This window comes from Shouchella lonarensis, from assembly GCF_900096965.1.
Lineage (GTDB): Bacteria > Bacillota > Bacilli > Bacillales > Bacillaceae_D > Shouchella > Shouchella lonarensis.
In genome coordinates this window covers 174,058-189,494 of the sequence record NZ_FMYM01000002.1, presented here as the reverse complement: position 1 = coordinate 189,494, position 15,437 = coordinate 174,058, and the positions used below count along the sequence as shown (strand labels likewise).

The window sequence follows — 15,437 nt, the reverse complement described above, 5'->3', positions numbered from 1 at the left end:
GTCCATAAATAGCGCAAACGATTTCACTAACCGATATTTTCCTCTTGCCAAATAACGACAAGCATAATATACTAATAGAGAAATAGACAAGTGATATGTTTGCGCATATTAGTGCAAACGTTTGCTTTTACACATAGTGACTAGGAGGAATCATCCCATGAAAAAACATACCTTTCTTTTATGCACCTCGGTGGCAGCGCTTTCACTTGTGTTAAGTGCATGTGGACCAGATCGCGATGAAGCAACCACAAGCAAAGAAACGAATAAAGGCGACGCCACAAAACCAGACAGCTTAACGATTTGGGTCGACGACGAAGAATCTCAACTGAAAGCATACAAAGAAATTACGGAACGGTTCACTGACGAAACAGGCATTGACATCAAGATCACGCCATTTGAAATGCTTGAACAAGTCGATGCGCTCTCGCTTGATGCGCCTGCTGGAAATGGTCCCGACTTATTCTTCTTACCTAACGACCGTACAGGCGATGTCTCTTTACAAGGGCTTGCAAAAGAACTTACATTGACAGATGAACAACAGAAAGCACTTGAAGATTATCATGAGGGTGCTGTCACTGCGCTGAACTACGAAGGCACACAACTCGGGATTCCAGTCGCTTCAGAGACATACGCGCTCTACTATAATAAAGCGATGATTGCTGATGCACCTAAAACACTTGAAGACTTAAATACAGTGATCGAAAAACATACAAATACGGCAGCTGACACGTACGGCTTCTTAATGGAAGCGACAAACTTTTATTATCTTTACCCATTGTTGGCCGCTGATGGCGGTTACGTCTTTAACCAAGACGATACGGGATTATATGATACAGATGACATTGGCTTAAACAATGAGGGTGCGGTGAAAGGGGCAACCATTGTATATGATTGGTTTAATGATGGCGCCATTCCGCGCAGCATTAACGAAGATGTCATGAAAGGACTCTTTAACGATGGCAAAGTTGCCAGCATCATTTCTGGTCCGTGGAACCTCGGAGAATTTTCTGATGCACTTGGTGACGATCTTGGTGTCGCACCATTACCGACCATTGATGGCAATCCGCTCTCTTCCTTCTCTAGTGTCAAAGGCTGGTTTGTCAGCGAGTACAGCGAGCACGCTGATTGGGCAACGGAATTAGCATTTTTCTTAACGAATGAAGAAAATGCCAATCACTTCTTTGACGTCACAAAGCAATCACCTGCTCGCCCAGATGTTGACGTCAATGACGCCCATCAAGCAAGCTTTGCGGAGCAAGCAGCCCATGCCGTACCAATGCCTAACATTCCAGAAATGAGCCGCGTATGGGAACCAATGGAGAACGCTTTTAAGTTTATCGCCGAAGGAACAGAACCAAAAGAAGCGCTTGATGATGCTGTTGGGCAAATCGAAAAAGAAATCGAATTAAGTCGCGGACAATAAAAATAACCTTGAGATCATCGGCTAGAAACAAGTCTCGTTTCTAGTCGATGACATGCTATCTGTATGTTGGAAATTAGAAAGGAGTGAACCGCTCATGGGTACTGCCCAAGATCAGGCTCACACACAAAAACACCGTCCACGACTCGCTTGTGCGCTGTCGCTCATTCCCGGGCTAGGACAACTATACAATCGTCATTGGCTGAAGGGGAGCCTTTTTCTCTTGTTTGCCGCTGCCTTTGTCGTTGTTTTTTATGACTTTTTAAACATTGGTTTCTGGGGGCTTTTTACACTCGGAACGATGCCACGGATTGATGACTCCCGTGTGTTGCTTGGACAAGGCATGATGGCTGTCCTCCTACTCACATTCGCTCTTGCTTTTTACTGGGTCAACTTACGTGATGCATACAAAAGTGCCGAAGCCATTCGCGCTGGTGCATCACGTCTTACATTACGAGAAGGCTTTTGGCATGCGTGGGATAAAGGGTTCCCATATATCCTCGTCGGACCTGGGTTTTTCCTACTTGTATTTACGGTTGTGTTCCCACTTCTTTTTATGGTGGGGCTGTCATTTACAAATTATAGTTTACACAATGCACCACCACGCGCACTTCTTGACTGGATTGGATTCGAAAACCTGAAAAACTTATTCACCGTGCCAATTTGGCGCGAAACGTTTGTTTCTGTCTTTTCATGGACCCTTATTTGGACCTTAGTAGCAACGACATTACAAATTGCACTCGCATTGCTTCTTGCGCTACTTGTCAATGATAAACGGATTAAATTTAAGCGCACCATTCGCACGATCTTAATTTTGCCTTGGGCCGTGCCGGCTTTTGTAACGATCCTGATTTTCGTGGCGTTATTCAACAACGAATTCGGAGCAATCAATCGCGATATCATCTATCCACTGTTTGGCACAAACATTCCGTGGCTAAGTGATGTCCTCTGGTCTCGTTTTGCTTTGGTCATCATTCAAGTATGGCTTGGCTTTCCATTCGTATTCGCATTGTTCACCGGTGTGTTGCAAAGCATTTCGTCTGACTGGTACGAAGCAGCCGATATTGATGGCGCCAGCCGGTTTCAAAAATTGCGTTTCATTACATTGCCTCATATTTTATTTGCGACTGCACCACTACTCATTATGCAGTACGCCGCAAACTTTAATAACTTCAATATTATTTACTTATTTAACCAAGGAGGGCCTCCTGTCCAAGGACAAAACGCCGGTGGCACCGACATTTTAATCTCATGGGTATATAAACTCGCGTTTGAAAATCAGCAGTACAGTATGGCCGCAACGATTTCGATCATTATCGGACTCATTGTTGCAAGTATCGCGATCTTCCAATTCCGACGCAGTCGCTCGTTTAAAGAGGAGGGGCAAATCTAATGAAGCGAAAACATAAATCAGCCTTGGAAGTAACATTCATTTATTTGTTTCTCACCTTTATGGTCGTGATCATTGCTTATCCATTACTATGGACGTTTGGCCTTTCATTAAACCCAGGTACAAGCTTATATGGAGCGGGCATGATTCCTGAAAACGCGTCATTTGTTCATTATATTTGGTTGTTCACCGATCCAAGTAGCCAATATTTAACGTGGTATAAAAACACGTTGATCGTTGCTTTCTCTACGTCGATTTTGGCTACCTTCTTTATTGCATTAACTGCTTATGCATTTTCGCGTTACCGTTTTGTCGGACGAAAATATAGCTTGTATTTGTTTTTAGTACTACAAATGTTCCCAGCTTTAATGGCGATGGTTGCCCTCTACATTTTGCTTAATACAATCGGGTTATTAGACTCTTTACTCGGTTTAATTCTCATTTATGTCGGAACGGCCATCCCAATGAATGCCTTTTTAGTGAAAGGATACTTCGATACAATTCCAATTGAACTAGACGAATCAGCCAAACTAGACGGGGCAGGTCATTTCCGTATTTTCTTTACGATTATGCTCCCACTCGCAAAACCAATTTTAGCTGTCGTGGCGTTATTTAACTTTATGATGCCGTTTATGGACTTCATTTTGCCACGGATTATTTTACGTAGTCCAGAGAATTACACGCTTGCACTCGGTTTGTTCAACTTTGTCAATGATCAATTTGCCAACAACTTTACACGATTTGCAGCCGGGTCCATTCTCATTGCTATTCCAATTGCAACCGTCTTCTTATTTTTACAGCGCTACTTGATTTCCGGTTTGACGTCTGGCGCGACGAAAGGCTAAGATAAATATTATTCTAAGGAAAACACGAGCAAGAGTGGAGGAATCTACATGAAGGTGACGATTAGAGAGGTCGCAAAACAAGCAGGCGTCGCGCCCTCAACTGTCTCGCGCGTCATTGCGAACAGTTCGCGTATTAGTAGTAAGACAAAAGCGCGCGTCCGCGAAACAATGGAAGCGCTAGGCTATCACCCTAACTTTAATGCCCGCAACCTTGTTAATAACCGCACCAATATGCTTGGCGTGATCATCCCTGGCGCATCTGAAGTCGCCTTCCAAAATCCATTTTTTCCAGAAGTATTACGCGGGATTACAACAAAAGCGTATACTGCAGGCTACGGTCTCGCTTTATCGACTGGACAAACGGACGAAGACATATTTAACGAAGTGAAACAAATGGTGCAAAGTTGTCGCGTTGACGGCATCATCTTGCTTTCTTCAAAAATTGACGATCAAATTATTCCTTATTTACTAGAACAACAATTTCCTTTCGTGCTCGTTGGCCGTCCAGACAATATTGCAACAAAAAACATTACGTACGTAAACAATGACAATGTCAAAGCAGCAAAGCTCGTCACCGAGTACCTGCTGTTACTTGGCCACGAAGCGATTGGCTTCATTGGAGGACAACAAGAAGCGATTGTTACTGTTGATCATGCGGCAGGCTACGAGCAAGCTCTTCATAATGCTGCAATTCCAATGAATCGTGATTACAGCGTTTATTACCAAGAAGTACTCGAGGGCGGGCAACAAGCAGTCATTGAGCTTATGTCATTAGAAAAACCACCGACTGCACTCATTGTTGCTGACGACCTAATGGCGCTTGGTGTTTTGCGCATGCTTGACGAGATGCAAGTCTCCGTGCCAGAAGACATCTCCGTCATTAGCTTTAACAATGTCATGCTATCTGAGCTCTCCTCGCCGCCACTGACAACGGTTGACATTCATATTTATGAGCTAGGTCAAAAAGCGACAGATGCATTAGTTGAGAAAATCCAAACACCAGACATAGAAGCTAAAACGATCATTGTACCACACCGCCTTATTAAGCGGCAAAGCTGTAAAAAGCTTGATCATTTGGCGCCTTCTAAGTAAAGAAGCTGACCTTATGTCCCTAATCGGACACAAGGTCAGCTTTTATATATCCTTCAAACAGCGCACCCACTTTTCTTCCTTCACCCACTGTTGAGAAAGAAACGACCGCTTCGTCTCTATCATTTTAAAATTGTAAGCATCATACAGCGCTCTCGCTGCTACTAATTGCGCGTTTGTCCACAACATCAACGACACATATCGGGCTGCCTTGGCATGATCACACGCTATGTCCATGAGTGCACGTCCTAACCCTTTTCCTCATCCACTTGGACGGACGAGAAAAAAACGCAGCTGCGCATTTTGTTCATCCACACGATACACTGCAATCGAACCTAGAAAATCCTCATGCTCATCCGTTGCAAGCCAAATATAATCGTCCTCACTTGCTTCATGTAAGCTACGTTCCACAAATGAAACAAACGTTTGATCAAAACCATACTCATCTTGATAAATGGCCTCATGTGCAGCAACAATCGTTGGATAATCCGCTTTTTTCGCTAGACGAATCACTACTTTTTTGTCTTCCACCATATGTACCGCTCCTCTCTAGTTTATTATACCGTCCACTACTTTAAAAATTCTACTTCCAACTAGCGTCTAAGTGCGTTACAATAAATGAATAACGATTCATTTTAGGGGGGATTTATGATGACAACAATGGATAAATTACAGGCACTTGCAGAGAAAATGACGGCTAATCCAGAAAAAATTGCGTCATTCACACGCAACTATCAATTTGACTTATCCGCTGCTGGTACTTACGGTGTGACATTTTCAGAGGGACATGTCACTGTCGAGGCAGCGCCAGCACCAAATGAAGACGCTTGTACACTGAGAATGAGTGAAGCAAACCTACATAAGCTACTAGAAGGCAATTGGAATCCAACAATGGCTTATATGACAGGCAAATTAAAAATTGATGGTGAAGTTCGCCATGCTCTGAAACTCCATGAAATTGTGAAACATTATACGGCATAAAACAATGATCCCCTACGATGAAGTCTTGTAGGGGGCCATTTCATTTACTACAATTGATCACCAACTCTTTAACAACACTTACATGTGGACTGCCCACACTTCTTTGGAACGTTTGCAAAGAAATCATTTTCCTTCCATTTGTCTGAACAAACATGGCACTTCAAACATTGGCAACGTTTCGGTGGACAACAACTTTTTTTGCAGCACGGTTTCGGGCAGCATGGTTTTGGACAACACTTTTTCGGGGGGCAAATAGACGATGTACTTTTACAACAACATGTATAACGTTCGATTGTCTTTGTCTTTACAACACAGCATTGTTTGACACATGTACACGCCGATCGACATTGATGACTCATTATACAACCCTCCCTATACCCATATCATACCTAGTCAGGCTACATTATCTTATGACAACATGTACGCCCTTGTGTGGGCAACCCCCTATGAGCAGCAATAAACAGGCGCTTCACCATTATAAAGCTTGTCTAACATGAAAGCTTTTTCCACAACAAAAAGGGCATATAAACACATTTCTCTTTTTACCAAGAACTGTGTCTCACCCTTTTGCCTCATGATATGAATACGGATTTAACATGCCTCGATTTAACCACGCTGTCTTTACATGGTTATATGTGTTCATACGTTTTGTATACTCTCGCCTTTCTACGTATAACACCTCTTGACACAATATATAGTGAATACAAAGCTGGACCTTTTTTAAGATGCGATTAGACCCTCTATGACCGACACATTGCTTAATTTCTGTCAAGATGCGGACAATGTTTTGTTTCATACGAATGGTTTCTTCACCCTCAACATTGCACGTAGTATTTTGGATCATCTCTTCACTCAATTTTAGTTGTTCTAAATGATACAAAATCCATTGAAATAAAAATAGGGACTCATAGATGTCTTTCTCTACGTCTAATTGTGTTGATCGAGATTTCTGCGCCTTTGCGGATGTAGATCGGCTTAATATCTCATACAATGTGCAGCAATGTTGTTCAATATAATACAAATACTGATCAAAAAGGGACTGCGTAAAAACCTTTGTATGAACTGTCTCCATTACCCATCCCCCCATGAACCGACCAATAACTCGTTGGAGCGGCTGGCTCTCATCTCGATTCTTTCTCATCTCCTCTCGATCTCGTCCTTCACATGGCTAACGTCCTCTTTGGTGCACACCACCACATGTTGGACAATGGTCATCCTCACGACATACTTCTGATTGAGCAGCATGTTCCTCACCATTCACACGTCTCCCGCCACATTGCTGACAAATTACTTCCTCATCACATGGGTCCTTGTCTACGCGGCGCCCACCACACTTGTCGCAAATCGACACCTCTTCATGCTTATATTGCTCCACGACTTTTTTGTAACCGCCACATTGGTCACAAATGTGTGTTTCCTCGTGCTCGCTATCCTCACTGTACGCTTGTTGTTCGTGGTCTTCGTTATTTGTCGGGTCACCTTTACATTCATGACAATGGTCATTTTCATGGCATTTTCCATGATCACACTCTCCATGGTCACAATCTCTTTCTGGATATACGTCTTCTTGCTTACACTCTTGGCACCCAGCACGCCCTTGACAACAGGCACAATCACAACCATCATGTTGCCCTTGATCTGAACAATCATGAAAACAATCTGGCTCACATTTCGGTCTAGATAAGGAATCCAAGTAAATGGTTTCTTCCAGCTTCGATTGCAATAATATTTGGGATTTAATAATCGTTTTCAAGGTGCTATTTACACTTTTATTTATCTCCATAAAGTCTTTTAATTTTAGACAATCCATTTCCAAAAAGCGCTGTAACTTTTCCCCCTCAGCGTTCAAAATATGTGATAAACCCATTTCCTCCATTGCAATGGAGGATAGGAGCAAATCGATGGTTTCTTCTCGAGTCAAGGAAATACAAGGAGTGATGTTAGGAATACTAGGAAGAGACATGCCGCGCCCCCTTTCCTTCAGAAGTGTCATTTCAAATATTTTTAGTCTTACGGAATGCACTTATATACGTGTGGTAAAATTTTTTAACGATTTAATACCTCGTCACAGTAGACGGATTTATCCCATGTGTATGAATAACCGACCACATTTATTCCCATCTATCTTGTTTGCGCTTCCCCACATCCTTCACGACACACACCAGTTTTTAATATCTTTTAATCATATGACAAATGCGCAAAAAGATGACCACCCATTTCACCAAATCGTACACTATGCCAAACAATATTGCTTTAAAAAAATGAAAGCATATACCGACGCGACGGCACACGCTTTCATCATATTTTTCCCTCACTTTACTTCGATGACATAAGGAAATGCAACAACACCGACATCTTCAAACTGAAACTCCGCCCATAATTTATATAACCCTGGTTGTGAAAAATGTGTTTCAAACACGGGTGTTTGATCAGACGTTGGATGAACATGAATCAACGTTTCTGCTGCTTCATCCAGCATGACGACATGCCCGAGTGCACCTAAATAAGGCACAACTGTCTCTCCGTGTAAGTTAAAATCAAGTAAAGTAGTCTTTCCAACGCTAGCATGAGCAACCTCTAACGTGACACGTTTTCCTTTTATCTCTTGCTCAAACTGTTCTGTTGCCACTAGCTGTGCCTCTTTGGAGGTATGATTGCTACCAACATGTAAATCATTCGCTGTTGGTTTATACATTTTCCCTTTTGGCTTGATATCGACAAAAGCCCGGTAAAAACCGTCATCTAGTGCCAAGGAAACGTTGTAATCACCTGCACCATCTTTTTCAGGATGAACGTGATGAAATTGCTGTAAATCACGACTTACCACAATTACGTGCATCTTTTTTTCATGTGTTTCTAACAGCTCAGGTTGCTTGCCATCATGATCCGCCAATGAAATGTGAAGAACATCATCCTCATAAGATACAGTTTCAAATACTTCTTTCTCGTCATTTGACGCATGTTCATCATGTTTCTTCCCTTCCTCAAATTGGTGCTGATCATGATCCTTCTCTTTATGGTCTTCTTCATGCATACCACCAGCAAATGGATGGGTACCTGTTATGATCCCATACAAGATGACGACCAATGCGACATACGCAAGACCTATCAACACACGCCTCTTTATCATCTTTTCTCCTCCTTCTTAACTTTATTTGGCTGCCTTCACACGTTGTAAACGCAAAGCATTTAACACGACAGATACAGAACTGAAGGCCATTGCTGCTCCCGCCATCCATGGTGCCAGTAATCCCAGCGCTGCGATCGGTAATGCCAACGTGTTATAAAAGAACGCAAAGAATAAATTTTGTTTGATGTTACGCATCGTTTTCTCACTCATCGAAAACGCATCAAGTACACTCAGCAAATCTCCGCGCATAAAGGTGATGTCAGCTGCCTCAATCGCGATATCTGTACCAGTACCCATCGCCATACCGACGTCTGCTTGCGCGAGCGCAGGTGCGTCATTAATGCCATCTCCAACCATCGCCACTTTTTTTCCTGCTTGTTGGAGCTTCACAATTTCATCACTCTTTTGCGCCGGTAAAACTTCCGCAATCACTTCGGTAATGCCTACTTCTGCTGCAATCGCCTGTGCGGTTCGCTCATTATCACCCGTTAACATGACAACATGAAGACCACACGCCTGCATCGCTGCAACAGCTGCCGCAGACGTTTCTTTTACTGTATCTGCCACCGCAATTATCCCGGCCAGTTCTCCGTCTACACCTATGAGCATCGCTGTCTTCCCTTGCTCCTCGAGTGAAGACATTTTTGCTGCAAATATTTCTACATCCATCCCATGTTGTTCCATCAACTTTCTCGTACCAACGTACACCATCTGACCGTTCACATGCGCTTCTATCCCGTAACCTGGTATGGCTTGAAAACCCGTCACCGGTTGTAATGACATCTCCTCTTCTTGTGCTTTTGCAACAATTGCCTGTGCAAGTGGGTGCTCCGATGCTTGTTCTGCAGAAGCAACCAGTTGTAGCAGCGCTGGAACTTCGAAAGATCTGAGTGGAATGACATCGGTGACACTTGGCTCCCCTTTTGTGACCGTGCCTGTTTTATCTAAAACAACTGTATCAACAAGGCGCGTCTGTTCTAAAAACTCTCCACCTTTGAAAAGGACCCCAAACTCTGCTGCGCGACCTGAACCAGCCATAATCGATGTCGGTGTCGCTAGTCCTAACGCACACGGACACGCAATGACAAGCATTGTAATAAATGGGACAAGCGCCGAGCGCACATCTCCCGGTTCAATCAACATATACCAAACGAGAAATGTGATACACGCAAGCGCCACAACAACAGGGACAAACACACCAGATACCCGGTCTGCAATGCGTTGAATATTAGCTTTAGACCCTTGTGCTTCTTCAACGACCTTGACAATTTGCGCAAGTGCTGTTTCTTCGCCAATTTTCGTCGCTTTCATCGTCAGTTGCCCGTTCTTATTGACGGTCGCACCGATGAGTGCATCACCCGTTTCTTTTTGTATCGGGAGTGACTCACCCGTAATCATTGATTCATCGACAGCAGAATAACCGGCTATGACTTCACCATCAACGGGTATTTTCTCACCCGGACGAATGACAACCTCATCCCCTACAACGACTTCCTCAATAGGGACTTCAAGTTCCTGACCATTGCGATGTACCCGTGCTGTTTTCGGTTGCAAATTTAACAACGCTTCAATTGCTTTACCTGTACGACCTTTTGCCCGCGCTTCAAACCATTTTCCAAGTACAATGAGTGTAATAATGACTGCCGCAGCTTCAAAGTACAATGCTGGCATCCCGATTTGCCCCGCTTGATACCATTCCCAACCAAGGAAGATGCTATAGACATAGGCAACTGTTGTCCCAAGCGCAATAAGGACATCCATGTTAGCCCCTTTATGGCGCAATGCCTTGTAAGCACCACGGTAAAATTGCGCGCCTACAAAAAATTGAACAGGTGTTGCCAATGCAAGTTGCACCCACGGATTCATAAACATATCCGGGATATACAACGTACGTGTCCACGTAAAATGGGTCACCATCGTCCATAAAAGCGGCAACGTTAAAATCGCCGAGAACAAAAACATTGAAAACTGCTCTGCGCTCTCTTCATCCCTGTCTTGTTGACGCAAAGTACGGTCTTGTGATAGCACCGCTTTATAACCAAGTTGTTCAACAGCGTCGATAAACGCATCCACGGAAACTTGACTTCCTTCATAAGATACAGTTGCTTGGGCGACTGAAAAATTCACATTTGCTGTTGCTACCCCTGGCACTTTTTTTAAGCGCTTCTCGATTCTAGTCGCACATGCCGAACAAGTCATCCCCTCAATCGCAAAGGTGACCGTTTCTTTTCGTACACCGTAACCAAGCTTTCCTACTTTTCCTTGAATGTCATGAGATGTCACTTCGCCCTCATCATAAACAACTGTTGCTTTTTCCGTCGCAAGATTGACTGTCGCTTGCTTGACACCATCCATTTTATTTAATCCTTTTTCAATTCGCGTTGCACAAGCAGCACAAGTCATCCCTGTAATCGAAAAAGTAGCTTCTTTCTCCGGCACAGACATATTTTCCACCTCCAGCTTCTCACTTCTTGATCTACCATCACTATATCATACCCCTATAAGGTATATCAAGTATTGCATTTTTATTCGTCATCTTCCACTTCTAACTTCTATCCTTACGTCATATGTATCATTAAACATTGCTTACGAAAGGTAGGAATGGACATGCCACAAAAAAAATGGCTCGACCATATTTTGCACATACGTCCTTTTGTTCAAACAGTCGAAGAATGTACCAAAACAAGGATGAAAGCCACAAACACCGCAGCGCAAAAACAAGCGGGTCCACTACGACGCTTGTACCAAATAAAACATATGAATGGGCTCTTTGCCCTTGTCATCATTCCATACCTCTTTTTATTCCATGGCTTGCTCGGGAAACAGCTCATTGCTTTGTTCCAAATGCTTTCTCGTAATATTTTTCCATACAACCTCATCATGTTGTTGCTCATTTTTGTCATGTTACCGTTGGCACTTTATTTTCTCGTCCTCCACTTTGCGAACCATTTCTGGTGTAAACATCAACACTATCAAGAAAAAATTGCTGCAGCTCTAAGTGCACAAATGCAAGCAGAACAGGATGAAGCGCAAACTCGAGCGGCACTACTTGCAAATACAACCCTTCCCACGTGCTACTTGCATTCCTATGCACTGCAAAAATTCGAACAATATTTTCGCTCACATCGCGCGGAAACGTTGAGGGACGCCATCCATTTATTTGAAATCGAAAAGAATCATGCGCTACAACAATATACGCTTTATCGAATGAATGGGGAAAAGCGTATCCCGACATCATTCACACGTGCATACCAATTTGAACAGCACCAACAACCATCATAGCGGAGGGGCACTACATTTCCTCCGCTAAAAAATGTTGCAATGCTGCTTGCCAACTTCTCATCTTCGGAAATCCACGTTTTCGCAATGCCTCATGGGCAAAAGCCGTATAAGCTGGCCGAACTGTAACAATCGGCCATTGTGTTTTTGTGCACGCACGAATCACTACGTTTCCCCTTATGTTTTTAAACATCTCCTCACAAAACGCATATTTGGTACATGCGCCGTGGTTTGAAAGATGATAAACACCGTAATACTCCGTCTTTACAAGCCGTAACACCATTTCCGCCACATCTAGCGTGTAGCTAGGCGAACCAATTTGATCCGTTACTACATGTAACGTCTGTTCCGTTCTCATCGTACGCAACATCGTTTTTACAAAGTTACTCCCAAAACGCCCAAACAACCATGATGTCCGCACAATAAAAAAGCGAGAGTGACACGCGTGTACCATGACCTCTCCAGCTAGTTTTGATTGTCCATATACGTTTTGTGGATCTGGTTTGTCTTCCTCAACCAACGGTCTTGTCAACTTGCCATTGAATACAAAGTCCGTGCTCATATAAACGAGCTTTGCCTGTAATGCTTCCGCTGCTTTTGCTATGTAGCGCGTCCCCATCTCATTTACAAGAAAAGCGCGCGCCGCATTTTTTTCGGCATCATCCACATGCGTATAAGCCGCACAATGAATAATGACATTCGGACGTTCGCGAAAAAACACAGTGCGAACTTGTTGTTCATCGGTAATATCAAGCACTTCCCGCGGATAGCCACACACCTCTATCTCCGCTGCACGAAATACAGCAATCATTTCTAGTCCGAGTTGTCCACCCGCACCCGTTATAACGACCTTCATTGCCAATCACATGACGGTCCGACTTCCTCCACATGTAATCGCTCCCACCAATCACGGTGTGTTTGATACCATGTCATTGTCTGTGCCAACCCTTCTTCAAATGTGTATTTCGGTCGCCACCCGAGTGTACTTTTTAACTTTGTCGCATCGACTGCATAACGCCGGTCATGTCCCGGTCTATCACCCACATATCGAATGAGCGAAGGAGATACACGTAGTGCATTAACAATTTGCTTGACAATGTCATTGTTCGTCCGTTCTTCATGTCCACCAATGTTGTACACTTCACCTTTTTTTCCCTCATGTAACACGAGGTCAATTGCCGCGCAATGGTCTTCTACATGAATCCAATCACGCACATACGCCCCATCACCATAAATGGGGAGCGATCGTCCCGTCAATGCATGCACAATCATGAGTGGAATTAATTTCTCTGGGAACTGATACGGTCCATAATTATTGCCACATCGCGTAATGCTCGCATTAAGCCCATACGTTTCATAGTACGCCCGTACAAGTAAGTCAGCGCTAGCTTTACTCGCCGCATACGGACTGTTCGGTGCGAGTGGGGTATCCTCTGTAAATATCCCTGTCTCCCCAAGTGTCCCATATACTTCATCCGTTGATACTTGTACATACCGTTGTACTCCATATGCCTTAGCCACATCTAACAATACTTGCGTCCCTTCAATGTTTGTCTTCACAAAAATATTTGGTGTCATAATACTCCGATCGACATGTGTCTCTGCTGCAAAATGTACAATGGCTTCAATCTGATGTGACGCCACGAGCGCTTCGATCGCCTCACGATCACACACATCCGCATTCACAAACGTATAGTTTGGATTGTCAACACCGACAAACGGATCTCCACTCCCCGCATACGTCAACTTGTCAACATTGACAATGCTTTTTTCAGGATAACGCGCCATCATATAATGAATAAAATTGCGTCCAATAAATCCTGCTCCACCTGTCACTAATAATTTCACTCATGTTCACCCCCAAATTCTTTTGCCGCCTCTATAAATGAAGGAAGCGCACGATCTTTTTCTGATAAAGTTGGCGTATGATCAGGCCAGTCTATTGCAAGTGACGTATCATTCCAACGAATCCCTCGCTCATACGCTGGCGCATACGGCTGGTCGACTTTGTAAGCCACAATCGCACCATCTGTCAGCGTACAAAATCCATGCGCACACCCTTTTGGCACAACGATTTGTTGTCCAACTTTGGCACAAAGATTTACGCCAACCCAATTTCCATATGTTGGAGAGGATGGTCGAATGTCAACAACAACATCATACACTTCCCCATACACACAACGAACCACTTTTGTTTGACTATATGGTGGCAATTGATAATGGAGCCCGCGCAACGTCCCGGCGATTTTTGAACAGGATTGGTTATCTTGAATGAAATGCGCTGTCACTCCTAACGAAACAAATTGTTCTCGATGATAGGTTTCTACAAATGCGCCACGCTCATCCCGATGCACTTTTGGTGTCAATAAAAGTACATCACAAAGCGGCAACGTTGTTTTTTTCAACGTCTATGCCTCCTCGGTCGCTACACGCAACAAATACTGGCCATATACACGATCTTTGAGGGGTTCAGCTAACTTTAGTAATTCAGCTTTTGAAATATATCCCATCCGAAATGCAACTTCCTCAATACAGCCCACTTTCACACATTGACGCTGCTCAATCATCTCCATGAAAACTGCCGCTGAAAGCATCGATTGTGGTGTGCCTGTATCAAACCAAGCACTGCCTCGCCCAATCTTTACGACACGCAAGCGACCATCTCGCAAATAAGCATTGTTAATATCCGTTATTTCAAGCTCCCCCCGAGCTGAAGGTGTCAATGTCTTTGCCATTTGTACAACGTCTGCATCATATATATACAGCCCCGTTACCGCCCAGTTTGAGTTTGGGTATGCTGGTTTTTCATCAATCGCCTGTACCGATCCATCATTAGAAAAAGTAAGCACGCCAAAGCGCGCCGGGTCATTTACCTCATAACAAAACAAAGTTGCCCCTTGATGATCATTAATGGCTTGCTTGATCATTCTTGGTAATCCTTGACCGTAAAAAATATTGTCACCTAGAATGAGCCCCACATCTTCTGAACCAATAAATGATTCGGCAAGCAAAAAGGCTTGCGCAATTCCCTCTGGTTTTTCTTGCTTCATATAATGCAATTTAATTCCTAACTTCTTGCCGTCTCCTAACACTTGCTCATACTGATGCATATGCGCCGGCGTAGAAATAATGAGAATATCTGTAATCCCAGCAAGCATTAACACCGATAATGGGTAATAAATGAGCGGTTTGTCGTACACGGGGAGCAAGTGCTTTGACGTCACTTCCGTTAGCGGATAAAGCCGTGTACCATACCCGCCCGCTAAAATGATCCCACGCATGACAATCCACACCTTTCTAAGA

The 15,437-nt window shown here is 43.7% G+C and carries 15 protein-coding genes and 1 pseudogene; 6 read left to right on the top strand and 10 right to left on the bottom strand.

Features of this window, described 5'->3' with window-relative positions; genetic code table 11:
• Positions 1-157 precede the first annotated feature (157 nt).
• The 4 genes from BLT29_RS02585 (at position 158) to BLT29_RS02570 (ending at position 4,747) form a co-directional block, all read left to right on the top strand.
• A complete protein-coding gene (locus BLT29_RS02585; RefSeq protein ID WP_090774762.1) occupies positions 158-1,423 on the top strand; it encodes a sugar ABC transporter substrate-binding protein in 1,266 nt (421 codons plus the stop codon).
• A 94-nt stretch (positions 1,424-1,517) separates the two neighbouring features.
• Positions 1,518-2,813, top strand: a complete 1,296-nt coding sequence (locus tag BLT29_RS02580; protein ID WP_090774761.1) for a carbohydrate ABC transporter permease — start codon at positions 1,518-1,520, stop codon at positions 2,811-2,813.
• A complete protein-coding gene (locus BLT29_RS02575) occupies positions 2,813-3,655 on the top strand; it encodes a sugar ABC transporter permease (protein WP_090774760.1) in 843 nt (280 codons plus the stop codon). The genes BLT29_RS02580 and BLT29_RS02575 overlap by 1 nt, the downstream gene beginning before the upstream one ends.
• Positions 3,656-3,703: 48 nt before the next feature.
• Positions 3,704-4,747, top strand: a complete 1,044-nt coding sequence (locus BLT29_RS02570) for a LacI family DNA-binding transcriptional regulator (RefSeq protein WP_090774759.1) — start codon at positions 3,704-3,706, stop codon at positions 4,745-4,747.
• Positions 4,748-4,789: 42 nt separating this feature from the next.
• Here the strand turns inward: BLT29_RS02570 and BLT29_RS02565 are convergent.
• Together BLT29_RS02565 and BLT29_RS02560 are read right to left on the bottom strand one after the other, a co-directional pair.
• Positions 4,790-4,993 (bottom strand): annotated as a pseudogene (locus BLT29_RS02565) (N-acetyltransferase); the annotation flags it as partial.
• A gap of 12 nt (positions 4,994-5,005) precedes the next feature.
• A complete protein-coding gene (locus BLT29_RS02560; RefSeq protein WP_090774757.1) occupies positions 5,006-5,278 on the bottom strand; it encodes a hypothetical protein in 273 nt (90 codons plus the stop codon).
• Positions 5,279-5,395: 117 nt separating this feature from the next.
• Here BLT29_RS02560 and BLT29_RS02555 point away from each other — a divergent pair, with 117 nt between their 5' ends.
• On the top strand, positions 5,396-5,725 hold the full coding sequence (locus tag BLT29_RS02555; protein WP_176763764.1) for an SCP2 sterol-binding domain-containing protein: 330 nt from the start codon (positions 5,396-5,398) through the stop codon (positions 5,723-5,725).
• A gap of 559 nt (positions 5,726-6,284) precedes the next feature.
• Here BLT29_RS02555 and BLT29_RS02550 read toward each other — a convergent pair.
• The 4 genes from BLT29_RS02550 to BLT29_RS02535 all read right to left on the bottom strand — a co-directional run bounded on the left by BLT29_RS02550 (position 6,285) and on the right by BLT29_RS02535 (position 11,300).
• Positions 6,285-6,797 carry a hypothetical protein gene (locus BLT29_RS02550; protein ID WP_090774755.1) on the bottom strand — a complete coding sequence of 171 codons (513 nt, stop codon included), beginning with the start codon at positions 6,795-6,797 and terminating at the stop codon, positions 6,285-6,287.
• Between the two features lie 96 nt (positions 6,798-6,893).
• Complete coding sequence (locus tag BLT29_RS13245) at positions 6,894-7,688, bottom strand: alpha-helical endospore appendage domain-containing protein (RefSeq protein ID WP_176763763.1); 795 nt, start codon at positions 7,686-7,688, stop codon at positions 6,894-6,896.
• A 348-nt stretch (positions 7,689-8,036) separates the two neighbouring features.
• Entirely contained in the window at positions 8,037-8,855 is an 819-nt protein-coding gene (locus BLT29_RS02540) for a DUF8832 domain-containing protein (protein ID WP_090774754.1), read from the bottom strand.
• A gap of 21 nt (positions 8,856-8,876) precedes the next feature.
• Positions 8,877-11,300 (bottom strand): heavy metal translocating P-type ATPase, encoded by a 2,424-nt coding sequence (locus BLT29_RS02535; RefSeq protein WP_090774753.1) that lies wholly within the window; start codon positions 11,298-11,300, stop codon positions 8,877-8,879.
• Between the two features lie 162 nt (positions 11,301-11,462).
• On the opposite strand from BLT29_RS02535, the gene BLT29_RS02530 reads away from it, so the two are divergent.
• A complete protein-coding gene (locus tag BLT29_RS02530) occupies positions 11,463-12,137 on the top strand; it encodes a hypothetical protein (RefSeq protein ID WP_090774752.1) in 675 nt (224 codons plus the stop codon).
• Positions 12,138-12,147: 10 nt separating this feature from the next.
• On the opposite strand, the gene rfbD is transcribed toward BLT29_RS02530, so the two are convergent.
• Genes rfbD through rfbA form a run of 4 tightly spaced genes read right to left on the bottom strand, consistent with a single transcriptional unit; the run spans position 12,148 to position 15,415 of the window.
• Complete coding sequence (gene rfbD, locus BLT29_RS02525) at positions 12,148-12,990, bottom strand: dTDP-4-dehydrorhamnose reductase (RefSeq protein WP_090774751.1); 843 nt, start codon at positions 12,988-12,990, stop codon at positions 12,148-12,150.
• Complete coding sequence (gene rfbB / locus BLT29_RS02520) at positions 12,987-13,982, bottom strand: dTDP-glucose 4,6-dehydratase (protein ID WP_090774750.1); 996 nt, start codon at positions 13,980-13,982, stop codon at positions 12,987-12,989. The genes rfbD and rfbB overlap by 4 nt, the downstream gene beginning before the upstream one ends.
• Positions 13,979-14,539 (bottom strand): dTDP-4-dehydrorhamnose 3,5-epimerase, encoded by a 561-nt coding sequence (gene rfbC / locus BLT29_RS02515; protein ID WP_090774749.1) that lies wholly within the window; start codon positions 14,537-14,539, stop codon positions 13,979-13,981. Before rfbC ends, rfbB begins: the two co-directional genes overlap by 4 nt.
• A gap of 3 nt (positions 14,540-14,542) precedes the next feature.
• The gene (gene rfbA / locus BLT29_RS02510; RefSeq protein WP_090774748.1) at positions 14,543-15,415 is read right to left on the bottom strand and encodes a glucose-1-phosphate thymidylyltransferase RfbA; all 873 of its coding nucleotides are present in this window, start codon (positions 15,413-15,415) and stop codon (positions 14,543-14,545) included.
• Between the last annotated feature and the right edge of the window lie 22 nt (positions 15,416-15,437).